Origin of the sequence: Streptomyces sp. NPDC002467 (assembly GCF_042889825.1) — a bacterium.
GTDB lineage: Bacteria > Actinomycetota > Actinomycetes > Streptomycetales > Streptomycetaceae > Streptomyces.
In genome coordinates, this window is the sequence record NZ_JBIARJ010000027.1 from 46,648 (window position 1) to 68,114 (window position 21,467).

A 21,467-nucleotide genomic window follows, 5' to 3' on the forward strand; every position below is an offset into this window, starting at 1 on the left:
GTCAGGCGCGGCCCTGCGCGGCGAGTTCCGCCACGCGGGCGTGGAGCACCGGCAGGTAGTGCTCGTGCTCCGGCTTGATCAGGACGCTGCGGATCACCCGGGCCGCGTCCGCGTCGCGGATCGCGTGGGGGTGGCGTCGTACGAACGCGTCCGCGTCCGCGCGCAGCACGCTCAGGAACACGGGGTCGGCCTCGGCCGTCATGCCGTCGCGCAGCAGCCGGTCCGAGGCGGCGTCGATGGAGGAGAGGGAACCGTCGGCGGTCGTCGGGAAGTAGGTGACGATGTCGAGGTCCGGGCGCTGGTAGAGGGTGAGGGAGGGGGAGGTGGTGATGAGGTCCGACCAGTTCAGGGCGGCGCGGCGGTTCGCCGCGAGGATGCGGCCGAAACCGTCCGGGGTGAGGGGGAGGAGCTGGAGGGTCAGCCAGAGGGCCGCCGCCGCGGCGCCCGCGCGTGAGCACTCCAGGCTGATCTCGCCCAGGTGCAGGTCGGAGTCGGTGAAGTACGTGTACGGCGAGTCGTGCGCGAAGTGCCGGCCGGCCCGGGGGTCCGGGAAGAGGACCGCTCCGCAGCCGTAGGGCTGGAGGCCCTGCTTGTGCGGGTCGACGACGACCGAGTCGCATTCGGCGATCGCGCGCCAGGGGGCCGGGTCGATGTCGGCGGCGGCGGCGCGGCCCAGGATCGCGTAGAAGCCGCCGTACGCGGCGTCGACGTGGACGCGTGCTCCGTACCGGCGGGCGAGCACGAGGACTTCGTGGACCGGGTCGACCGCGCCGAGGCCCGTGGTGCCCGTGGTGACGACGACCGTGCCGATCCGGCCGCCGCGCAGGGCGTCCTCCAGGGCGTCGAGGTCGATGCGGCCGTGGGCGTCGGCGGGGATGCGGTGGCCCTCCATGCCGAGGACGTGGCACATCCGCTCGTGCGTGTAGTGGCACTCGCCGCTGTACGCGATCCCGCGGTCCGGGTGCAGCTGCCGGGCGACGTACAGGGCCTCCAGGTTGGCCATCGTGCCGCTGGTGGTGAGGTGCCCGACGTGGGCGGGGAGGCCGAACATGGCGGCCAGTTCGGCGACCGCCTCGCGTTCCATCTCGGTGGTCGCGGGGCCGCCCTCCGCGGCGTGGTTGTTCGGGTTGAAGAGCATCGCGGTGAGGTAGCCGGTGACGGCCGCCGGATGCGGGGGCTTGACCATCTGTCCGGCGTAACGCGGGTGGAAGAACGGATAGTTGTGGTCCATCCGCTTCGCGAGGCGCTCGAAGGCCTCGGTGAACGCGTCGGGGTCGGTCCGGTGGGCGTCGTGGGTCTCGTAGGGACCGAACTGGCCGCCCCAGCGTTCGGCCACCCCGAGTGCTCGCGGCAGCCAGCCGCGTAAGTCGTGCAGGTCGTTCAGGTCCACGGGAGCCTCCCCCAGCGGCCGCCGGGCAGGGCGGCACAAGTCGGGCGTACGAGGTCGTACGTACGCACGAGTAAGGGTTGCCCGGCCCCCGCAAGGCCCGCGCAACCTGACCCCATCCGGGCTCGAGCGACCTGCGAGGCGGCTCTGTTCCACTCGCGGCGCGATACCCGCGCGGTCCCCACCCGTCCCAGGAGGAAACCCATGGTCACCAGACGCAGCGTGCTCGGCGGCGCCATAGGAGCGGCCGGTGCGGGCCTGCTCACCACCGGCGGGCTGGCGCCGCTGCTCAAAGCCGGGTCCGCGCAGGCCACGGAGGCGGTCGCCGTCCCGGCGCCGTTCACCGTGCGGATGCCCACCCTGCCGGTGCTCTCGCCGACGTCCGTGCTGGGCGGCCAGGACACGTACACCGTCACCATGAAGGAGGTGGCGCGCGAGATCATCCCCGGGGTGCAGACGAAGGTCCTCACCTACGACGGCTACTTCCCCGGGCCGGTGCTGCGGGCCCGCAGCGGTCGGAAGGTGTCGATCCGGCACCGCAACAACCTGACCATGCCGGTCTCGGTCCACCTGCACGGCGGCAGCGTCTCACCGGAGAACGACGGCGGCCCGATGGACACCTTCGGGCCGGGCACCTCGCGCACGTACAGCTACCCCAACCAGCAGCCGGGCGCCGCGCTCTGGTTCCACGACCACGCGCACCACATGGAGTCGGAGCACGTCTTCCGCGGCCTGTCGGGCATGTACCTGCTCTCGGACGAGACCGAGCGCGCGCTGCCGCTGCCGGCCGGACAGTACGAGGTCCCGATCGCGCTGCGCGACGCCCGCTTCGACGAGGCCGGACAGCTCGTCTACCAGATGGACGACGTCTTCGGCCGGACCACGATCCTCGCCAACGGCCGCCCGTCCCCCTATGTCGAGGTCGCCGCGCGCAAGTACCGCTTCCGGCTGCTCAACTCCTCCAACATGCGCTTCTTCCAGCTGCGCCTGTCGGACGGCGGGCAGATGATCCAGATCGGCACGGACGGCGGACTGCTGGAGCGCCCCTTCCCCACGGACACCGTCGGGCTGTCCCCGGCGGAGCGCGCGGACGTGGTCATCGACTTCTCCCGCTACCCGGTCGGCACGAAGATCGTCCTGGAGAACACCCTGGGACCGGGGACGCCCGACCAGGTGGGCAAGGTGCTGCGCTTCGACGTCGTGCGCACGGCCGCCGACCCGAGCCGGGTCCCCGACCAGCTGCGCACCCTGCCGGCGATGCGGACGGCCACGGTCCAGCGCAACATCGTCCTCAGCATGGACGAGGACGGCCGCGCGGAGCCGAGGGGCCTGATGGACGGGCAGGAGTGGGACTACCAGCGCATCGACCAGACGATCGCGCACGGCACGTCGGAGATCTGGACCGTCACCAACGCCAACAAGATCATCCCGCACAACTTCCACATGCACCTGATCCAGTTCCGGGTGCTGGAGCGCAACGGCGCCCCCGTGGCCCCGGCCGAGGCCGGGCTGAAGGACACCGTCCGGCTGTTCCCCGGCGAGACGGTGAAGCTCCACGCCACCTTCGACACGTACAAGGGGACGTACGTCTACCACTGCCACCTGCTGGACCACTCGGCGATGGGGATGATGGCGAACTTCCGCGTGCGCTGAGCCCGCGCGGCCGCCGTCCGGCGGGGCGCGCGGCCGTGCTGTCGCCCCGCTCGACGAACGCTCAAGGGCGAGCCGAGGGAGCGTCGCAAGAATCCTGTGCAACAGACCATGTCCGGCCGTGTCCCCCACGGATCTCCGCATGAGTCCACGTGTACGAGTACGGCCGCTTGAGCCCCGCTCAAGCACTGGTGGAAACCCATGGCAGGGCATTCCGGGGAGTGCCACGATCGGATGTCCGTGCCGAGGGCGAGCACTACTCCCACCACCCCAGACGAGGATCTCCCATGAACTCCAATCCGGCCGGTAGCGGCTACTACGCCCCGCCCCAGCAGCCCGCGCCGGCGTCCGCCGAGCGTTCCGGGCTCGCCACCTCCCTGCTGATCGTCTCGACGGTCCTCATCGGTCTGATGGCGGGCCTGTTCTTCGCCTTCGACGTCTCGGTCATGCCGGGTCTGGCCGCGGGCGACGAGCACACGTACGTCACCGCCATGCAGAACTTCAACTCCAAGATCGACGGCAACGGGCTCTTCGGCATGGCGTTCATCGTCGCCCTGCTCGCGTCCGCCGCCGCCGCGGTCATCGAGTTCCGCAAGGGCCGCCGCAACGTGGCGATCTGGGTCGGGATCGCGGCCGTGGCCTACTTCGTCGTCCTGATGATCACCTTCTCCGTGAACATCCCGCTCAACAACGAGCTCGCCGACGTCGGTGACGCTGCGAAGCTGACGGACTTCTCGATCGTCGAGAAGTTCAAGACCACCTGGGTCTCCACCAACATCCTGCGCACCCTGCTGTGCACGTTGGGCCTGACCGCCATGGCCCGCGCCCTGATCCTCTTCGGCCGGGCCACCCGCTGATCCACCGACCCCGCCGGTCCCGATCCCCCCACGCAGCAGAACGAAGTCCCCCGGCCCACCCGACCGGGGGACTTCGTGCGTACGGGCGTCGTCCGGCCGGGGCGGGCCGGCCGGCTCAGACGGTCTGGCCGTTCAGGTACAGGGCCCAGGCCAGGAAGCCGACGGCGGCGGTGCACAGCAGGGTGCGCCAGACGTTGGCGCGGACCCAGGGGCCCTCGAAGGCGCGCCGGACGGCGGCGGGGTCGGCGATCCGGGCGACCGGGCCGGCCTTCTCCAGGGCGTTGTTCAGCGGGATGTTCACCTTGTTGGTGACGCCCATCGAGACGATGTAGCAGACGAGGGCCGCGATCAGCGGCGGCAGTACGTCACGGCCGTCGGACGGGACGTGCAGGGCCAGGGCCAGGGCGGTGAAGAGGAACGCGCCGATGTAGCCGAGGACGAACCAGCCGTTGAGGATGGCCTTGTTGATGTGCTGCATGACCTCGATGACGGTGCGGTCGTCGGTGCGCTTCAGACCGGGCATCACGGAGACGGAAAAGCCGTAGAACAAGCCGCTGACCAGGCCCATGGTGACGGTCGCGGCGATGAGCGAGGCCAGGCGTGCGGTCTCCATACGGTCTCCCCCTGGGTCATCGGTTCTTCGGGAACGGGTCATCAAATAGTCAAGGCATGGCGACTATACGGGGGTAGGTCTCATGGGGCGCGGAGGATTCGAGCGACTTTCCAGCGCGCCTTGAGCGGCTCTGTCCGAACTCCCCCTGAAGGGAGGGGAGTTGTGTGAATCCTGTGGACCCGGCACCTGGAAAACAAACGGGGCCGCCGGTATATTTTCGGCCCGCAGGATGGACGCACGGGCTGTCGATGGGGAGGGCACCGCTGTGCAGGGGTTACGTCACATGCAGGCGCAGGTGGTCGTGGTCGGCGGGGGGCCGGTCGGGATGCTCGTCGCCGCCGAGCTGGCCTCGTACGGGGTCGACACCGTCCTGTTCGAACCGCAGACCCGGGTCTCGGACCGGCCCAAGGCGACCACGCTGCACGCCAGGGCGGTGCAGTGCCTGGCCAGGCGGGGCCACCTGCCCGAACCCGGTGTCCGGCCCGAGGGCGCGGCCGGGCCCGCCCCCTTCCACTTCGGGGGGCTCTCGGGCCTGCTCATCGCCGCTCCCCGGACCGAGCCCCAGCCGATCCTCAAGTGTCCGCAGGCGGAGCTGGAACGCCACTTCGAGGGACGGGCCCGGGCGGCGGGGACGAGGATCGTGCGCGGGACGCGGGTGACGGAGGTCTTCCAGGACCCGGAGGGGGCGCTGGTCACGGCGCACGGGCCGCAGGGGCCGGTCAGCTGCAGCGCCGAATACGTGGTGGGGGCGGACGGGGCGCGCAGTACGGTCCGCGAGGGGGCGGGCATCGCCTCCGACGTCCGTCCGGCCACGGTCGCCTCGCTGATGGGCACGGTCACGCTCGCGGACCCGGACGCGCTGCCGCAGGGCTGGCTCCGTACGGAACGGGGCTGGATCGTCTCCAAGCGCGACCCGGAGGGCAGGACCCACATCCGCACCCTCGACTGCGCCGCAGCCCATGGCGACCGGCACCGGGAGCCCACCCTGGAGGAGTTACGGGGGGAGGTGTCCCGGATCGCCGGCCACGAGGTCGCCATGGCGGACCCGCGCTGGCTGAGCAGGTTCGGCGATGCGACCAAGCTGGCCAGGGCCTTCCGGGCGGGCCGGGTCTTCCTGGCGGGGGACGCGGCGCACGTGCACTTCCCGATCGGCGGCCAGGGCCTCAGCACCGGGGTCCTGGACGCCCTGAACCTCGGCTGGAAGCTGGCGCTCGCCGTGCACGGCAGGGCGTCCGGGGAGCTGCTCGACACCTACGACGCGGAGCGCAGGCCGGCCGCCGAGCGGGTCATCGGCAACACCCGGGCCCAGCTCGCCCTGATGCGGCCGGGACCCGAACCGGACGCCCTGCGCACGGTGTTCACCGAGCTGCTGGCCGCGGGCGGCGGTCAGGGCCGGCTCAGCGGCATGATCAGCGCCCAGGACACGGTGCTCCCGGTCTCCGCCGAGCGTGCCTCGACCGACGCCGGAACGTTTCTCTACAACGCGCCGCTGCACACGCGGACCGGGGCGACGGATGTGATCGGGCTCCTGCGCGACGGCCGCCCGCTGCTCCTGCTGCTGGGAGAGCAGAGCGCCTCCCGGGAGGCGGAGGCGCGTGCGTGGGAGGGGGCGCTGCACGTGGTGCGGGCGCTCCCCACGCCCGAAGTGCCGTACGACGCGCTGCTGGTGAGACCCGACGGCTACCTCGCGTGGACGCCGGGGACCACGGAACTGTCGGCCGCGGTGTCGCAGTACGTCGGACGACCGGGCGCGGCGGGAGGCCCGGCCTCGGAGGTGCGGCCGGGCGTGGCGGGGCGGCCCGGTGCGGAGGGACGGCCCGGTGGGGAGGCGAAGCCGGGCCCGGGGGTTCGGCCGGGCCCGGGGGGTCAGCCGACGGCGCCCGCGAGTTCCTGCTCCTCGGCCGCCTTCAGCGCCTCGGCGTAGACCGTGGCACCCCGGGTCTCGGAGAGGTCGAGCGAGGCGAGGATGGACGGCACCACCACGCTGGGCAGCACGTGCCGCATCAGCGCGGAGACCCGGCGCACCAGGTCGGAGTAGTCGCAGATGGCCTGGGACATGGACTGCACGCCGGCGAAGGAGCCCACGATGACGTCCGCGGTCTCGGCCGGCACGACGTGGGGCAGCAGCTCGCCCTGCTCCTGCGCCTGCTGGAGGAAGTGGACGCCGACCTCGCTCCAGCGCAGGAACGGTCCGCTGCGGTCCAGGCCCTGCGCCCGCTGGTCCATCGTCAGGCGGACGCCCGCGCGCACGATGGGTTCGGTCGCCAGGCGATGCGCCTGGAGCATCACCGCGTCGACGAGCTCCTGGATCTTGGTGGCCCGGTTGGGCGGGACCAGGTTCTGGTCCTGCTCGGCGAGCACCCCCTGCGCCAGGTCCTCCTTCGACTGGAAGTGGAAGTACAGGGCGCCCTTGGTCACCCCCGCCTCGCTGAGGATCTGCGAAATCGTCGCAGCCTGGTACCCGTACTCCTCGAAGATCTTCGCCGCCGCCATCAGGATCGCCTGACGTGTACGGACGGCTCGGAGTTGTTCTGCCACGCCGGCTCTCCCTTCCCCGGGGTCGTGATCTCGGGGTCAATAAAAAAAACCGCTCAGTTCGTATCTTACAGAAGCCAATGGTCTACGTCCGATCCATGGGGCACAAGATGTTGAATGCGGGAGGAGAAGCATGATCCTCGTCACTGGGGCCACCGGGACGATCGGGCGCGAGGTCGTCCGGAGGCTCCCCGCCGACCGGCCGGTCCGCATCATGGCCAGGGATCCGGAGCGGGTCACGGGTGCCCCGCGGCGGGCCCGGACCGTCTACGGGGACTACGAGGACCCGCGGTCGCTCGCGTCGGCGCTGACCGGGGTGACGGCCCTCTTCCTGGTCACCAACCGGATGGGAGAGGACGACGCCCGCATCGTGCGGGCCGCGCGGTCGGCCGGGGTGCGCCACGTGGTGAAGCTGTCCGCCGCCGCCGTCACGGACGCCGGAGCCGACGACGTGGTCTCCCGGGGCCAGCGCGCCCAGGAGGAGGAGGTGCGCGGCTCCGGCATGGAGTGGACGCTGCTGCGCCCCCGCGCGTACATGTCCAACAGCCTGTCCTGGGCCGCGTCCGTGCGGCAGGACGGAGTGGTCCGGGCCCTGCACCCGGAGGCGTCCGTCGCCTGTGTCGATCCGCGGGACGTGGCGGAGGTGGCGGTGCGGGCGCTCACCGAGGACGGGCACGCGGGTCGGACCTACACGCTGACCGGACCCGAGGCGCTCACGGCCGTCGAGCAGACGGCCCAGCTCGCCGAGTTGCTGGGCCGCCCGCTGCGCTGTGCGGCACTGGAGCCGGAGCAGGCGCGCACCGCGCTGCGCCGGGTCCACCCCGAGGCCGTGGCCGACGCCCTCGTGTACCGGGCGGGGCGTCAGGTCCAGGCCGGGAAGGGGCGGGTCGAGGACACGGTTCCCGCCCTGCTCGGCCGGCCGGCCGGATCCTTCCGGTCGTGGGCCGGTGATCACCTGGGGGCGTTCGGGGCCTCGTGAGGCACGAACGCGACGGCATGCGGAGGGGCATGCGGAACGATGTGCGGAACGGTGTGCGGAGGGGTGCGCAGGGGCACCGGCACGGACACGCGCGGGGCGTGCGCGCGGTCAGCAGCCGTGCGTGCCCGCCGTCACCGTGGCGCTGAAGACGAGGACGCCGTCCTGGTGCGCGGTGACCAGCACGGTCTCCTCGTCGGCGGACGCGGAGGCGGCGCCGGGGATCCTGCGGGCCTCGATCATGCAGGGGGAGTTCAGCTCGGCGTAGCGCATGAACTGGCTCTCGACAGAGAGCGGGAGGTAGGAGGAGCGGCCGAGCAGGGCGGCCGTGGCCTGCCGGGCGGCTTCCAGGAGCAGCATGCCCGGGACGTGGTCCACGGCGTGTTCGAAGAGGACGGGGTGGCGGGTGTCCACTCTCAACTGCCAGCGGTCCGGCTCGGCCGTGGGGGAGAGGACGACGTCCATGGGGGACATGCGTCCCACGCTCTGCGGGGCCGCCGGGCTGGTGAGCGGGAGCTGGTGCCAGTCCTCGCCGAGGGCCTGCGCGCCCCGTATGCGCCGGTAGACCGCCGGCGGCATGCAGGAGCACGAGCCGCCTCCGGTGGCGACGACGTAGCCGTCGCGCCATACGACCGACTCGAAGCGGAGCTTCGAGATGTTCTTGCCGCGCCGCTCCACCTCGGTGCAGGTGATCTCGATGTCGAGCGAGGCGGGTTCCCAGCCCACGCGCAGGTGCTCGGGCCGGACCGTGATGCCGAGGTCCCACATGATGAACTGGTGGCCCAGCGGGACCCCGAACTCGGCGTGGGCGAGCAGGATGCTGTACTGGCGCACCGTCTCGCACATGATGAGCGGATCGTGGTAGCCGTCCGCCACGGGGGTGAAGAAGCTGTGGGCGCGGGGCCATTGGGCGGACACGAGGAAGCGGTCCTCCGTCAGCCGCTGCCAGTCGGTGAGCACGACCTCGGCGACGGACGCCCGGTGGACGAGTTCCTTCGGAACGGTGACCGTGAGGGACGGGAACCGGAAGCCGTTCTGGAGGGTCAGGAGAGAAGAGGACTCTCCCGCTGCGGTGTTGACCGTGGACTCGACGCGAAACGTGCTGGCGGACATGGCTCCCCCTAGGCTGCGCTGGCGAGAAGGGCTTGTGCCTCGGTGTCTCTGGGCCAGGAAGATACAGACCAGCCGGTTTAATCTCTAGCGGTACCCGACCATCCGCTATCGGGTGAAGTGGAGGGATCTTCTCTTGGTTACCTCTTACTCCTGGTCGGGCGGCTTGTCCCCCCTTCGGCCCCGACTTCCTTCCCGAATTCAGGGATTGCTGCGGGCATAGGCCGCTCTAGCGGGGCGCGAGCCGGTCTTGAGCGCCGGTGTCGAAGGTGGCCGGACGCCCTCGGCCGGGCGGCTCCCCGTAGCCGAGTCACAACGGACCGTGGCCCGCCCACACAAAAACCGCACAGGCGGTTTGTTATAGTGTCCCGTTGAGCGGGACCGCCTCCTCGCGCAGCTCCGCGGCACCTTTGCCCTGCCCGCCTCTCGGGCGCGCCCTCTCTCGCAGTGACGGAGCAGCCCATGGTCAAGCAGGAACGTGCCGCGCGCACGCGCGACTCCCTGATCCGGTCGGCCGCCGAGGTCTTCGACCGCGACGGCTTCCCGGTCGCGTCGCTCACCGCGATCAGCTCGCTGGCCGGAGTGAGCAACGGGGCGCTGCACTTCCACTTCGCCAGCAAGGCGGTGCTGGCCGACGCCGTCGAGGGGGCGGCGCTGACCAGGCTGCTGGCCGTCACCGGAGCCGAGCCCGCGAGCGGGGCGAGCCGGGTGCAACTCCTCGTGGACGTCACCCACGGGTTGGCCGGCGCGCTGCGCGGGGACGTCGTCCTGCGGGCCGGATTCGAGCTGAGCGGCGAGGTGTCGCGCTCGCCCCGGGTCGATCTGCGCGGACGGTGGCGGCACTGGGTCGAGGAGACCCTGGAACGGGCCGATGCCGGGGGCGAGTTGCGTCCCGAGGTGGCCGCGGGTGACGCGGGTGGTGCCGTGGTGGCCGCGACCGTGGGCCTGGAGGTGCTCGGGGCCCGGGACGCGGAGTGGCTCTCGGCCGGGACGGTCACCCGGTTCTGGCGCCTGCTGCTGCCGACGCTGGTGACGCCGGCGCTGCTCGCCGACCTGGAGGCCGCCGGGACCGGCACCCCGTAGACAGTACGGCGCAGCCGGTTTGTTTTCCCACTGTATAGGCCTGTTCTGGAGCGGCCCTGGAGTCTTCCTGTGGGGGTCGTCGAACCCTGATCGGCTTGGATCTTTGCAGGTCAGAGCCATGTTTGGGGCGGTGATCGATGGGTGATGAACTCAAAACAGCACGGTCGGTTTTGTATTGACAAACCGTGGGTCCTGTTTTTAACTGAGATCGGCTCATCCAAGGACAGGGGAGTACGGCGTGGACATCGAAGTACTGGGCACACTGGCCGTGCGGGAACAGGGGATCTCCGTCACGCCGACCGCCCCGAAGCCGCGACAGGTACTGGCGATACTGGCGCTCCATGCCGACCAGGTGGTCCCGGTGTCGGCACTGATCGAGGAGCTGTGGGCGGGCACCCCGCCGCGCAGCGCCCGCACCACGCTCCAGACCTACGTACTGCAGTTGAGGACGCTCATCGCGACGGCCCTGGAGCAGAGCCCGCCCGTCGAGGGCGAGGACGGGGACGGGGGCCGGCGGCGCACGGCCAAGGACGTGCTCGTCACCCTGCCCGGCGGCTACCTGCTCGACAGCGGCGGCGGCCTCAGCGACATACGCGAGTTCGAACGGCTCTCCGGAATGGGCTACCGGGCCATGGACGCCGGAGACTTCCCCGGCGCGGCCCGCAAGCTGCGCGAGGCGCTGGCACTGTGGTCCGGCCCCGCCTTCGCCGACGTACAGGGCGGGATCCAGCTGGACATGGAGACCCGGCGGCTGGAGGAGACCAGGCTCTGCGCCCTCGACCAGCGCATCGAGGCGGACCTGCGACTCGGCCGGCACCGCGAGCTGCTCGCCGAGCTGACCGTGCTCGTCAGCCAGTACCGCACGCACGAGAACCTGCACGGCCAATTCATGCTGGCCCTGCACCGCTCCGGCCGCCGGGGCGAGGCCCTCGACGTCTACCAGCGGCTGCGCGCGACGCTCGTACGGGAACTGGGCCTCGAACCCTCCACCTCGCTGCGCCGGCTCCAGCGCTCCATCCTCATGGCCAGCCCCGACGGCCTGGCAGAGGTGCCGGAGGCGGGTGGCGGACGACTGGTACGCGTGGGCTGACATGGCCGCGCGCGTGAGGGCGACACCTCAGACGGCGGACCGCACGGCGGACCGCACCGCGGACCGTACGTCGGACCGGCCTGCGGACCGGACGGCTGCCCGTACGACATCCCCGACGACGACCCGTACGACGGCCCGGACCGCGGTCCGCGTCGCGGCACGGCCCCGGGGCCGGAGCGCGGGCCGGGACGGCAGCATCGTGCAGGAGCGGTCGGAACGGACCCGCCGCAAGCTCGTGCACGCGGGAGCCGAATGGTTCCACCGCCACGGCTACGCGAACGCCACGCTCAGCGGGATCGCCGGCTCGGCCGGAGTGACCAAGGGGGCGCTGTACTTCCACTTCGCCTCCAAGGACGAACTCGCCGTGGCCGTCCAGGAGCGGGGCCGCGCCCTGCTCGACGAATCACTGCGGGCCCTGGAGGCGTCCGGGCTCTCCCCGCTCCAGTCGCTGGTCGACGCGACGCACTGGCTGGCCCGGTCCCTGCTCGACGAGCCGGCCGTGCCCGCCAGCTTCCGCCTCACCAAGGAGTGCGCGGACACCCTGCCGAGCCTCGCCGACTTCCACCGCGTCTGGGTCTCGGCGGCCTGCGGGCTGCTGCGCCGGGCCCGGGACGCGGGCGAACTTCGCGAGGGGTGCTCCTGGGAGAGCGCCGAATCGCTCGTTGCCGCGACCGTGTGCGGGATCGAGGTGATGGCGGGCACCGGAATGCCCGGCGCGGAGCTCCAGCGCAGGGTGGCCGCGTTGTGGACGTTGCTGCTGCCCGGCCTCGTACCCGAGGGCACGGCGGACGGCTTCCGTACGGCGGCGCCGAGGGCCGCGTACGCACACGGATTCTCGGGCAGCGCCGGCTGACCCCCGGCGGCGCCGGTTTGGAGGAGTCACCGATGACGAACGACCGTTCTTCCGCTCCGCCACGCTCCGCCGACGTGCTGCCCGACATCATCCGGGTGCTCGGCGACGTGTTGAAGGTGGACCCGCAGAAGATCGACCCCGAGCAGACCTTCCAGTTCCTCGGCCTCGGCTCGCTGCTGATCGCGGAGTTCGTGGCCGTGGTCAACGCCCGTTACGGGACCGCCCTGTGCCCGAGCGACCTCTACGACCACCCCACTCCGGCGGCCTTCGCGCGGGAGGTGGTGCGGGCGGCCGAGCCGGTGGCGCTGCAGGTCGTTCCGGCCGTTCCCCTCGCTCCGACGGTCACGCCGGTCGTGCCGGTCACTCCGGTCGTGCCGGCTCCGTGGAATCCGGTGGTTCCGGGCACGGAGATCGTCGACGTACTGCGCGAGCAGCTCACCGCGATCCTGTGCTGCGACAGCTGGGACGTGGACGCGGACACGCCGTTCCCGCGGCTGGGAGTGGACTCGCTCCTCGGCGCGGAGTTCGTCTCCGTCGTCAACCGGGTCTTCGGGCTGAGCGAGCGGGCCGTGGTGCTGCACGAGTACCAGACGCTGGACGCGCTCGCGGCGTACGTGGGCCGGCAGACCGGGGTCCGGACCGCCCCACCGGCCGTCCGTGAGCTCGAACTGCTGCTGGACGCCCTACAGGACGGGCGGCTCAGCGTCGCCGAGGCGCTCCTGCTGCTGCCGCGTCGAGCCCAGGTCTGACGGGAGACGGGCCGGGATGGACGAGCGGGAGATTCTCACCCGGTTCAAGGACGGGACCCTGGACCGGAGACAGGCGGTCGCCCTGTTGGCGCCGGCCGTCGGCCCGGTCGGCACGTTCGGGATGACCGCCGACGGCGTTAACGGCGTTAACGGCGTTAACGCCCTCGACGCCTTCGGCGGTGCCGACGGCATGGTCGTGACGGTCGAGCCTTCGCCGCCGTACGGGCCTGCGGTGCGCGAACTGCCCCCGCGGGCAGCCCCCGTGGCCGTCGTGGGGATGGCCGGCCGCTACCCCGGGGCCCCCGACCTGACCACGTTCTGGCGCCTGCTGCGCGACGGCCGCGATACGGTCGCGGCGCCGCCGCCCGGCCGGCCCGGCGGTGAACCGGGGCACTACCTGGAGCGGGTCGGGGAGTTCGACGCGGAGTTCTTCGGGCTCGACCCGAAGGAGGCCGCGCTGACCGACCCCCGGGAGCGGCTGCTGCTGGAGACCGCCTGGGAGGCCTTCGAGGACGGCGGATGCACCGGCAGCCGGCTCGACGCGCTGCGCGCCGCGGACGGGACGCCCCGCAACGTCGGGGTGTTCGTCGGCGCGGGAGCGGGCGACTGGCCGCTGCTCGCCGCCGAGGCGGGTACGGACTCGCGGGGCGGCCAGTGGGACATCGCCAACGGGGTGTCCCGGGTGCTCGGCCTGACGGGCCCCAGCCAGTGCGTGGACACCGCCGAGGCCTCCGTGCCGACGGCGCTGCACCTCGCGCTCGCCGCCCTGGAACGCGGGGAGTGCACGGCCGCCCTCGTCGGAGGCGTCCACCTGATGCTGCACCCCCGGAGCCGACGGCCGGGCGTTGGCGAGGCGGTGGGGGCACTGCTGTTGAAGCCGCTGGACCGGGCCCTCGCGGACGGCGACACCGTGCACGCCGTCGTCCGGGGTAGCGCGGCGGCCCACGCCCGGGGCGGGGCGGCCCTCGCGGCGGCCCTGGACCGGGCCGGGCTCGCCGAGCAGGAACCGGGCCTGCGGGAGACCGCGCCGTGCGCGCGGCCCTCCGTCGGGGACGGCGGCCCGGCCACCGGACTGGCGCTGCTGACCCGGGCCGTCCTCCAGCTGTGCCACGGCGTCCTGCTCCCCGCGCCGGGCCGCGAGGCCGCCGAACCCTGGGGCCGTCCCGACCCGACGGACCCCGCGGTACCCCGCCGGGTGGTCGCGGGCCTGCGCGGCGCGGGCGGAGTGGACGCGCAGGTGGTGCTGGAGGAGTACGCGGCTCCGGTGCCGCCGGTCCAGGTGCTCCCGACCGGGCGTGCGGAACTCGTACTGGTGTCCGGACCCACTCCGGAGCACGCGCGGGCCACGGCACGGCGGCTCGGGGCGTGGCTGCGGGCGGGCCGGGGGGCCCCGGGCCGTGAAGTGTCGGGGTGCGAAGTGCCGGGGGGCGGTGAGGTGCCCGGCCTCGCGGCGGTGGCGCGCGGACTGCGGACCGGGCGCGCGGCCATGGACTGCCGGCTCGCCTTCGTCGTCCACGGCGTGGAGGAACTCGTACGGCTCCTGGAGGAGGCGGAAGCACCGTGCGCGGACCTGCGCGGCGGGCGCCGGGACCCGATGCGCCTCGGCGAGGCCCCCGAGAGCGCCGACTACCTCGCCGCCCTGTGGCACGGCGGCCGGCTCGGGCAGCTGCGCGACCTGTGGCTGACCGGTGTGGACGTGGACTGGGCCGCGCTGGAGGCGGCGTCGGGCGCCGCGGCCGTGTCGGTCCCGATCCCGCCGTCCGCCCTGCTGCGCACCGCGCTGTGGCTGCCGGCGCGGTGAGAGTCGGCCGGTGAGCATCAGCCTCTGGTTCTGCCCCGACGCCGACCTCGCCCCGGCGGTCTCGGCGACCCTCGCCGCGCACTGGCTCGACGAGCGGGAAAGGGAGACCGCCTCCCGCTTCCTCTTCGAACGGGACCGGCGCCAGTACCTCGTGGCGCACACCCTGCTGCGCCGGGTGCTGGCCATGGAGACCGGGATCCCCGAGGCGGAGGCCGTCCTGCGGCGCTCCCCTTACGGCAGGCCCCACCTCCAGCCGCCGCCGGGCGGACTCCCGCGCGGCGGCGCCGCGCTGGACTTCAACCTTGCCCGTACGCCCGGCCACACCCTCGTCGGCGTGGCCCGCGGCCACCGCATCGGAGTGGACGTGGAACACCTCGGTCGGGGCGCTGCGGCCCTGGACGGCATCGTCGAGGGCTTCCCGCGGGCGGAGCGCGACTGGATCGGCGCGGCGCCCCGGGGCCGGGCGCGCACCCGCCGAGCCCTGCGGCTGTGGACGCTGCGGCAGGCGTACGCGAAGGCGTGCGACGCCGAGGGCGGCGCGGCGGAGCGCGGCGCGGAGGGCGGCGCCGGACCGGACGCGGCCGCGCCCCCGTCGACGTACACCTTCACGCGCGCCGACGAGGGCGGCACGTTCGCCTTCACCGTGGACGGGCGGGGGGAGGGCGACGCGGACCGGTGGTGCTTCCTGGAGTTCGAGCCGGTGCCGGAGACGCTCGCCGCGGTCGCCGTGCGGATCGAGCGACCGGCGGGCGGCCCGCCGGCCGTGCACCTGAGGCAGGGATTCCCCTGGGCGCGCCCGGCGTCCCGGGTGCTGCGCCTGACCTGACCTGCATCGCTCGCGTGACTGGAAACAGCCCCTCGTTCCAGGGGCATTCAAGCGTCGTTCGAACGGCTCGTGGCAATGCGGAATCGGGGTGCGGGCCCTTGCACATACGGCCTTCGCCAGCATCAACTCCCTTATCTGACAGGGCAATTGGAAGCGCACTCGACGGCTGCTCAAGCTTCCGGAGGTTATTCGCGGAGTCCCGCTACCGTGCACGGGTCAAGGCTGGAAATCGAGGGGAACTCGACGAAAGTGACGGAGGAGACCATGCAGATTCAGGTTCTGGGTCCCTTGAGCGCCGAGGTCAACGGGGGCTCGATTGTTCCGACCGCCCGCAAGCCGCGCCAGATCCTCGCACTGCTCGCGCTGTACCCCGGCCGGGTCATGCCCGTACCGACACTGATGGAGGAGATATGGGGGACGCAGCTGCCGCACAGCGCGCTCACCACCCTCCAGACCTACATACTCCAGCTGCGCCGGCGCCTCGGCACCGCCATGGGTCCGGGGGCCCCGGGCAACGCCAAGGAGGTGCTCGCCACCCGCCACGGCGGATACCTCCTGCAGATCGCGCCCGAGTCCGTCGACGTCCACGAGTACGAGCAGCTCGTGACGCGCGGCCAGAGCGCCTTCGAACAGGGGGACGACGAGACCGCGGCCACCCTGCTGCGCCAGGCCCTCGGCCTGTGGAACGGCAACGCGCTCGTCGACGTGCGCGTGGGGCCGATCCTGGAGATCGAGGTCATGCGCCTGGAGGAGAGCCGGCTCGTCACCACCGAGCGGCGCATCGACGCCGACCTGCGCCTGGGCCGGCACACCGAACTCCTCGCCGAACTGAAGGAGCTGATCGCCCGTCATCCGCAGCACGAGGGGCTGCACTCGCAGGCGATGGTGGCCTTCTACCGCTCGGGCCGCCAGGCCACCGGCCTCGACATCTACCGCAGAATGCGGGCCCGGCTGATAGAGGACCTCGGGGTGGAGCCCTCGCCGCAGCTCCAGCGGCTGCACCACGCGATGCTCGCCGTCGACCCGGCGCTCGACGTGGCCGCCGGACCGCGGGGAGGCTCGACCTTCAACCTGTACGCGGCCTGAGCGGCCCGATCCGGCACGGGAGGGGGCACGAGGATGGGCGTACGGGTGTGGTGCTTCGCGCACGCGGGGGCCGGGGTTTCGGCCTTCCACCACTGGCCGAGGCTGCTCGGGCCGGGCGTGGAGCCCGACGCGTGGCCGCTGCCCGGGCGGGACCGGCGCCGCCGCGAGGCACGGGTCACCGACCGGGCCGCGCTCCTGGAGGACCTCGCGCCGCTCGTCGCGTCGCTCGCGCGGTCGGCGGAACCGTACGTGCTGTACGGGCACAGTCTCGGCGGGATCGTCGCCCACACCCTCACCCGGCACCTGTACGAGCGCGGACTGCCGCTGCCGGCCCTGCTGGCCCTCGGCGCCGTGCCGCCGCCCGACTGGCCCGCCGCGCTCGCGGCCTCCGCCGACCTGCCCGACGCGGCCCTGCTCGGGCTGCTCGACACCTTCGACGCGGTGCCGGACGGCACCGAACCCGGAGACCTCTGGCACCGCATGGTCTTCCCCGTCCTGCGCGACGACCTCCGGCTCGCCGCCGCCCTGCGCACCGCGGCCCGGGAGGACGGGAATCCGCTGCCGGTGCCGGTCCTGGCGGTCTCGGGACGCGAGGATCCGCTGGTCACCCCCGAGGTGGTGGCGGGCTGGGCCCGCTGGACCACGGGCCCGTTCGTCCACCGCACGGTGCCGGGCGGGCACTTCTTCGTACGCGACCGGGTCCTGCCGGGGCTGATCGGGCGGGCCGCGCGGGTCGTGGAGCGGGTCACGGGGCCCGCGTCCGCCGTGGTGAGGAGCCGGTGAGGCGGGCCGTCGTCACCGGCCTGGGCGTCGTGGCCCCGGGCGGGACCGGGGTGCGGGGCTACTGGGACCTGCTCACCGCCGGGCGCACCGCCACGGGAGCGCTGACCCGCTTCGACCCGTCCGGGTTCCGCTCACGGGTCGCCGCGGAGGCCGAGTTCGACGAACTGGGCCGCGGGCTCAGCCTGACGGAGGCGCTGCGGCTCGACCGCGTGGCGCAGTTCGCGGTGGCGGGCGCGCGGGAGGCGCTGATCGACAGCGGGCTCGCCGGCCCCGCCGGGGCCGCGGATCCGACGCGCCGCGCGGTGTCGCTGGGCAGCGCCCTCGGCTGCGCGAGCTCCCTGGACCGGGAGTTCGCCGCCGCCGCGACGGCCGCCGGTACGGCCTTCGGCCACGCGCGTGCGGCGGAGCGGCTCCACGACTACTTCGTGCCCTCCTCGATGGCCGCGGAAGTGGCCCGCGCCGTCGGCGCGCAGGGCCCGGTGTCCCTGCTGTCCACCGGCTGCACCTCCGGCCTGGACGCCCTCGGGCACGCCCTCGACCTGATCCGCGAGGGCATCGCCGACGTGGTGGTCGCCGGGGCGAGCGAGGCGCCGATCTCCCCGATGACGCTGGCCTCCTTCGACGCCGTCCGCATCGCCTCCCACCACCGCAACGACGACCCGGCGGCCGCCGCCCGGCCCTTCGACCGCACCCGCGACGGGTTCGTACTGGGCGAGGGCGCGGCCCTGTTCGTCGTCGAGGAACTCGAACACGCGCGGCGCCGCGGGGCCCGCGCGTACGGCGAGATCGCCGGGTTCGGCTCGCGCAGCAGCGCCTTCCACATGACCGCGCTGCGCACCGGCGGCGCCGACCTCGCGGAAGCCGTCCGGGCCGCCCTCGACGAGGCCCGCCTCGACCCGGCCGCCGTCGACCACGTGGCCGCGCACGGCTCGGGCACCCGCAGCGGCGACGTGCACGAGACGGTCGCCCTCAAGCGGGCCCTCGGCGCCCACGCCCACCGGGTGCCGGTCAGCGCGGTCGCCTCGATGATCGGCTACTCGCTGGGCGCGCTCGGCGCCCTCGCCGTGGCCGCCTGCCTGCTGGCCGTCCGGCACGGCGTGGTCCCGCCGACGGCGAACCTGCACGAACCCGACCCGGTCTGCGACCTCGACTACACCCCGGTCACCGCCCGCGAACAGCGCGTCGGGGCGGCCCTCACGGTGGGCAGCGGCTTCGCGGGCACGCACAGCGCGCTGCTGGTGACCCGGGTTTGAGTCCGGGACGCCCGCGAGGCCGTCGAAGGAGATCCTGCCCGCGTACGGTGCTCAGCCTGCCACCTCCCGCAGCATTCGGACCGCCGTGGGCCAAGTCGGAACAGCAGCCACAGAAAGCGAGCCACGACGATGCCCGCCATGCGGGTACCGGTGGCAATGTGGGCATCAGCCAGCCCCGGTATCAGCCACGCCATGTTTTGCTCGTGCTCCCCAGCCCCGGTGGAGGGCCCTGGTGACTGCCGGGCTGTGGACCCACCTGGGAGCGCTGTCGCGGAGCGATAGGGCGAGCAGCCACCGCCGACTGGTGTCGTAGCTCCGGCTGGTATGCGGGGCCGGACCTCGCGAACCCCGGCCCGTGACGGCTCGACAGGTGTTCCTGTTCCTGATGACGCCCATAGAGGGCGCAGCCCCCGCAGGGCTTTGACCTGCGGAAACTCGGAAAGTATAGGCATCCTAGGATGCCTATATCGGCACCCTAGGATGCCATTACATGGCGCGTGTGGTCATGTCCTCGGTCGTAATGGAGGGAACTTCGGGATTCGTTCGGTTACCACTGGCGACATGACGTCTGCAGTAATGTTCAAAGAGTTCGGATCGCACAGGTCGGGGGTCGGAATTGCCGAGGAATCCACGCAGCACCCGCCGGGAGCTGGTCAACAGGCAGACCGGTGAACTGCACGAGCTGTGGGAAGACGAGACTTCGCGCCGCTCGTACAACCTCGGCGGCCGGTTCGGGCAGTTCTCCTTCGCCCGGGTCATGGCCATGCTGGGCAAGGACTCCGGTCTGACCGGTGACGACTTGCGGGTGTTCTTCTACTGCGCGATCCAGACCTACGAGCAGGGCGGGGCCACGGCGATCGAGACCGCCGCGTACCTTGGGCTGACGCCTCAGGGAACGAGGAGGATCGCGAAGAAGCTGGCAGAGAACAAGATTTTGCTCGTCGCCGAGACCGTGGGCCGCACGATCAAGTACCGGACCAGCCCCCACATCGTGTCCAGCCTCACCGGCGAAGAACAGTCGGAAGCAGCAGCCGCCTACCACCTGCCGACTCTCCCGGGGAGACCCGGCGCAGCAGCGAAGGACGAACGCCATGTCACGCCGAAGCCCGTACCCCGAGCTCGAAGCTCTGCGTCTGCGGATAAGCGGTCTGTCGCACCTCAAGCAGAACCTGCTGATGACGTACGCGATCTTCGGCGGGATGGAGCACTCCGTGGAGGTGACGGCCGCCGAGCTGGCCGAGATCGTCGGCGTTCCCGCTTCGCACTTCTCCCGAAGCCGGCGCGAGCTGGAGCTGGAGGGGTGGATGGAGTTCACGCACAAGCAGGGCCAGGTGAAGTTCTTCCGTTTGGGGGCCAAAGCCACCGGTCGGCGCGTGATCGTTCCTCTGCGGCGGGCGCGTGGCTGACGTGGAGACGAGGGTCGGCGGGGTCGCTGTGCTGGCGCTGCTGCTGATACAGACCGCCGGGAGCGCCTTTGCGGCGCCGGCCCCGGGGCCGCCGGCCCCGACGGTCGACGGGGCCCGGTTGTCCGCGCGCCCCGGCGAACGGCTCACGCTCTCGGTGGCCTCGTACCTGCCGGGCATGAACGGGGACTGGGTCGTCTCCGACGTCTTCGTCGAGCACGGGACGCTGAGGATGAACGACCCGCTCATCACCGCCGAGGCCACCGTTGCCTGTGACACCCCTCCGGGCGTCTATCCGGTCGTGCGGACCGGTCCCCGTGGTCCTGGTGACGGCTCCACGAGTGACACCTGGGTGACCGTCGAGGTCGCGGACATCGGCGAGGCCGAACGCAGGGCCTGCCCCGCGAAGGTGGCTGCCCTGCCCCCGGTCGAGCAGGAGGAGCACTGGGTGGCGGGGGTTGACGATTGGCCGCGGTCGCCCTGGGACGTGGCGACGTTCCGGCCCGGTGAACGGGGGACGGTCGGGTACTCGGACGGGGAACCGAGGTTCGGCGAGCCCCTCACTTCGCGGGGCTTCGTCAGCCGGCCCGTCATGCGCGGGAGCAAGGGCCTGAAGGGGACGGTGACGATCCGCTGCGATGCCGAACCCGGGCTGTACGAGGTGCGCTGGGCGGGCGGGGGCGAGGTCTGGGCCCGCTACCGGGTGACGCCGATCGACACCGCGGACCGCCTCTCCTGCCAGGCCGCCCAGGCCGCGGAGTCCGCGTTCGCACCGGCCGGCGGACGGGCACCCTGGCTCATCGGCGCCGCCACCGTTCTGGGCCTGGCAGGGGTGTGGGCCTGCGCCCTGGTCCGGCGTCGCCGTGGCACCTCACGCTGAGACCCCCTACGGCAGGTCGTCGCGGGAGACCAGGCGGTGGGCGGTGCGCCAGTGGCCGCGGGAGCGGACCAGGGTGTCCTCCATGACGCACACCCGGTGCACCTTCGGGATGCCGTTCGGCGGGGTCATGTACACCAGCGCGTAGGCGCGCGTGCGGACCGTGCCGTCGGGGCGGGGCTGTACGTCGAGCATGCCGAGCCAGTGCCGCAGCCGTTCGCCCGTGCGCCGCGCCACCTCTTCGTTGTGGCGTACGCACGCGGCCAGCTCGGCCCGCCCGCGGACCGGCTCCGGGAGGGTCGGGACGTCGAAGACGGCCTCCTCGGTGAAGGTCGCGGCCCACGGTTCGGCCCGGAACGAATCGAAGAGCTGCATCTGGTGCGCGTAGAACTGCTGGATCTCGGCATAGAGGACGCCGAACTCCACCTGTTCCCGCGCGGACCGGTCCATCGCGTCGATCGTCGTGGTCGGGGTCATGGTGCACAGCTTCTGCACCGGACATCGAGCCCGCTTCGAATCCTTCTCAAGCGACCCC

The 21,467-nt window shown here is 72.4% G+C and carries 20 protein-coding genes; 15 read left to right on the top strand and 5 right to left on the bottom strand.

The annotated features are described in order from the left end of the window. Position 1: 1 nt before the first annotated feature. Positions 2 to 1,390 (bottom strand): pyridoxal phosphate-dependent decarboxylase family protein, encoded by a 1,389-nt coding sequence (locus ACFYYJ_RS37355; protein WP_385360324.1) that lies wholly within the window; start codon positions 1,388 to 1,390, stop codon positions 2 to 4. A gap of 201 nt (positions 1,391 to 1,591) precedes the next feature. On the opposite strand from ACFYYJ_RS37355, the gene ACFYYJ_RS37360 reads away from it, so the two are divergent. Together ACFYYJ_RS37360 and ACFYYJ_RS37365 are read left to right on the top strand one after the other, a co-directional pair. Next, complete coding sequence (locus tag ACFYYJ_RS37360; protein ID WP_385126486.1) at positions 1,592 to 3,040, top strand: multicopper oxidase family protein; 1,449 nt, start codon at positions 1,592 to 1,594, stop codon at positions 3,038 to 3,040. Between the two features lie 284 nt (positions 3,041 to 3,324). Continuing rightward, positions 3,325 to 3,894 carry a DUF1772 domain-containing protein gene (locus ACFYYJ_RS37365; protein ID WP_385360322.1) on the top strand — a complete coding sequence of 190 codons (570 nt, stop codon included), beginning with the start codon at positions 3,325 to 3,327 and terminating at the stop codon, positions 3,892 to 3,894. A gap of 115 nt (positions 3,895 to 4,009) precedes the next feature. Here ACFYYJ_RS37365 and ACFYYJ_RS37370 read toward each other — a convergent pair whose 3' ends face one another. Then, complete coding sequence (locus ACFYYJ_RS37370; RefSeq protein WP_384578511.1) at positions 4,010 to 4,507, bottom strand: DUF1772 domain-containing protein; 498 nt, start codon at positions 4,505 to 4,507, stop codon at positions 4,010 to 4,012. Between the two features lie 283 nt (positions 4,508 to 4,790). Between ACFYYJ_RS37370 and ACFYYJ_RS37375 the strand changes: the two genes are divergently transcribed. After that, positions 4,791 to 6,431, top strand: coding sequence for an FAD-dependent monooxygenase (locus tag ACFYYJ_RS37375; protein WP_389138881.1), 1,641 nt, complete (start codon positions 4,791 to 4,793; stop codon positions 6,429 to 6,431). On the opposite strand, the gene ACFYYJ_RS37380 is transcribed toward ACFYYJ_RS37375, so the two are convergent. Further along, positions 6,374 to 7,045 (bottom strand): ScbR family autoregulator-binding transcription factor, encoded by a 672-nt coding sequence (locus ACFYYJ_RS37380; RefSeq protein WP_385360315.1) that lies wholly within the window; start codon positions 7,043 to 7,045, stop codon positions 6,374 to 6,376. The genes ACFYYJ_RS37375 and ACFYYJ_RS37380 overlap by 58 nt on opposite strands. Positions 7,046 to 7,175: 130 nt before the next feature. Between ACFYYJ_RS37380 and ACFYYJ_RS37385 the strand changes: the two genes are divergently transcribed. Beyond that, a complete protein-coding gene (locus ACFYYJ_RS37385) occupies positions 7,176 to 8,021 on the top strand; it encodes an NAD(P)H-binding protein (RefSeq protein WP_389138884.1) in 846 nt (281 codons plus the stop codon). Positions 8,022 to 8,129: 108 nt separating this feature from the next. On the opposite strand, the gene ACFYYJ_RS37390 is transcribed toward ACFYYJ_RS37385, so the two are convergent. After that, positions 8,130 to 9,131, bottom strand: coding sequence for a ScbA/BarX family gamma-butyrolactone biosynthesis protein (locus ACFYYJ_RS37390; RefSeq protein ID WP_389138886.1), 1,002 nt, complete (start codon positions 9,129 to 9,131; stop codon positions 8,130 to 8,132). Between the two features lie 459 nt (positions 9,132 to 9,590). Here ACFYYJ_RS37390 and ACFYYJ_RS37395 point away from each other — a divergent pair, with 459 nt between their 5' ends. The 11 genes from ACFYYJ_RS37395 to ACFYYJ_RS37445 all read left to right on the top strand — a co-directional run bounded on the left by ACFYYJ_RS37395 (position 9,591) and on the right by ACFYYJ_RS37445 (position 20,935). Then, complete coding sequence (locus ACFYYJ_RS37395) at positions 9,591 to 10,211, top strand: ScbR family autoregulator-binding transcription factor (protein ID WP_389138888.1); 621 nt, start codon at positions 9,591 to 9,593, stop codon at positions 10,209 to 10,211. A gap of 238 nt (positions 10,212 to 10,449) precedes the next feature. Then, a complete protein-coding gene (locus ACFYYJ_RS37400; protein WP_385126498.1) occupies positions 10,450 to 11,301 on the top strand; it encodes a BTAD domain-containing putative transcriptional regulator in 852 nt (283 codons plus the stop codon). Positions 11,302 to 11,314: 13 nt separating this feature from the next. Next, positions 11,315 to 12,154: a ScbR family autoregulator-binding transcription factor gene (locus ACFYYJ_RS37405; protein ID WP_389138891.1), complete on the top strand. Its 840-nt coding sequence runs from the start codon at positions 11,315 to 11,317 to the stop codon at positions 12,152 to 12,154. A gap of 32 nt (positions 12,155 to 12,186) precedes the next feature. Then, complete coding sequence (locus tag ACFYYJ_RS37410) at positions 12,187 to 12,903, top strand: phosphopantetheine-binding protein (RefSeq protein WP_389138893.1); 717 nt, start codon at positions 12,187 to 12,189, stop codon at positions 12,901 to 12,903. Between the two features lie 16 nt (positions 12,904 to 12,919). After that, positions 12,920 to 14,704 carry a polyketide synthase gene (locus ACFYYJ_RS37415; RefSeq protein ID WP_389138895.1) on the top strand — a complete coding sequence of 595 codons (1,785 nt, stop codon included), beginning with the start codon at positions 12,920 to 12,922 and terminating at the stop codon, positions 14,702 to 14,704. Positions 14,705 to 14,714: 10 nt separating this feature from the next. Next, positions 14,715 to 15,530 carry a 4'-phosphopantetheinyl transferase family protein gene (locus ACFYYJ_RS37420; protein WP_389138897.1) on the top strand — a complete coding sequence of 272 codons (816 nt, stop codon included), beginning with the start codon at positions 14,715 to 14,717 and terminating at the stop codon, positions 15,528 to 15,530. Positions 15,531 to 15,794: 264 nt separating this feature from the next. Then, positions 15,795 to 16,616 (top strand): BTAD domain-containing putative transcriptional regulator, encoded by an 822-nt coding sequence (locus ACFYYJ_RS37425; RefSeq protein ID WP_385126508.1) that lies wholly within the window; start codon positions 15,795 to 15,797, stop codon positions 16,614 to 16,616. Between the two features lie 33 nt (positions 16,617 to 16,649). Beyond that, a complete protein-coding gene (locus tag ACFYYJ_RS37430) occupies positions 16,650 to 17,399 on the top strand; it encodes a thioesterase II family protein (RefSeq protein WP_389138900.1) in 750 nt (249 codons plus the stop codon). After that, a complete protein-coding gene (locus tag ACFYYJ_RS37435; protein WP_389138902.1) occupies positions 17,396 to 18,652 on the top strand; it encodes a beta-ketoacyl-[acyl-carrier-protein] synthase family protein in 1,257 nt (418 codons plus the stop codon). Before ACFYYJ_RS37430 ends, ACFYYJ_RS37435 begins: the two co-directional genes overlap by 4 nt. A gap of 1,091 nt (positions 18,653 to 19,743) precedes the next feature. Next, positions 19,744 to 20,058, top strand: coding sequence for a hypothetical protein (locus ACFYYJ_RS37440; protein WP_389138904.1), 315 nt, complete (start codon positions 19,744 to 19,746; stop codon positions 20,056 to 20,058). After that, positions 20,051 to 20,935 carry a hypothetical protein gene (locus ACFYYJ_RS37445; RefSeq protein ID WP_389138906.1) on the top strand — a complete coding sequence of 295 codons (885 nt, stop codon included), beginning with the start codon at positions 20,051 to 20,053 and terminating at the stop codon, positions 20,933 to 20,935. Before ACFYYJ_RS37440 ends, ACFYYJ_RS37445 begins: the two co-directional genes overlap by 8 nt. A gap of 6 nt (positions 20,936 to 20,941) precedes the next feature. On the opposite strand, the gene ACFYYJ_RS37450 is transcribed toward ACFYYJ_RS37445, so the two are convergent. Beyond that, a complete protein-coding gene (locus tag ACFYYJ_RS37450; protein ID WP_389138907.1) occupies positions 20,942 to 21,409 on the bottom strand; it encodes a nuclear transport factor 2 family protein in 468 nt (155 codons plus the stop codon). Positions 21,410 to 21,467 lie beyond the last annotated feature (58 nt).

Excerpts from the sequence above, each read along its gene's own strand:
- ACFYYJ_RS37395 (WP_389138888.1), top strand. The coding sequence starts at position 9,591 with ATGGTCAAGCAGGAACGTGCCGCGCGCACGCGCGACTCCCTGATCCGG.
- ACFYYJ_RS37370 (WP_384578511.1), bottom strand. The coding sequence starts at position 4,507 with ATGGAGACCGCACGCCTGGCCTCGCTCATCGCCGCGACCGTCACCATG.
- ACFYYJ_RS37440 (WP_389138904.1), top strand. The coding sequence starts at position 19,744 with ATGTCACGCCGAAGCCCGTACCCCGAGCTCGAAGCTCTGCGTCTGCGG.
- ACFYYJ_RS37390 (WP_389138886.1), bottom strand. The coding sequence starts at position 9,131 with ATGTCCGCCAGCACGTTTCGCGTCGAGTCCACGGTCAACACCGCAGCG.
- ACFYYJ_RS37450 (WP_389138907.1), bottom strand. The coding sequence starts at position 21,409 with ATGACCCCGACCACGACGATCGACGCGATGGACCGGTCCGCGCGGGAA.
- ACFYYJ_RS37360 (WP_385126486.1), top strand. The coding sequence starts at position 1,592 with ATGGTCACCAGACGCAGCGTGCTCGGCGGCGCCATAGGAGCGGCCGGT.
- ACFYYJ_RS37410 (WP_389138893.1), top strand. The coding sequence starts at position 12,187 with ATGACGAACGACCGTTCTTCCGCTCCGCCACGCTCCGCCGACGTGCTG.
- ACFYYJ_RS37365 (WP_385360322.1), top strand. The coding sequence starts at position 3,325 with ATGAACTCCAATCCGGCCGGTAGCGGCTACTACGCCCCGCCCCAGCAG.
- ACFYYJ_RS37385 (WP_389138884.1), top strand. The coding sequence starts at position 7,176 with ATGATCCTCGTCACTGGGGCCACCGGGACGATCGGGCGCGAGGTCGTC.
- ACFYYJ_RS37415 (WP_389138895.1), top strand. The coding sequence starts at position 12,920 with ATGGACGAGCGGGAGATTCTCACCCGGTTCAAGGACGGGACCCTGGAC.
- ACFYYJ_RS37375 (WP_389138881.1), top strand. The coding sequence starts at position 4,791 with ATGCAGGCGCAGGTGGTCGTGGTCGGCGGGGGGCCGGTCGGGATGCTC.
- ACFYYJ_RS37430 (WP_389138900.1), top strand. The coding sequence starts at position 16,650 with ATGGGCGTACGGGTGTGGTGCTTCGCGCACGCGGGGGCCGGGGTTTCG.
- ACFYYJ_RS37425 (WP_385126508.1), top strand. The coding sequence starts at position 15,795 with ATGCAGATTCAGGTTCTGGGTCCCTTGAGCGCCGAGGTCAACGGGGGC.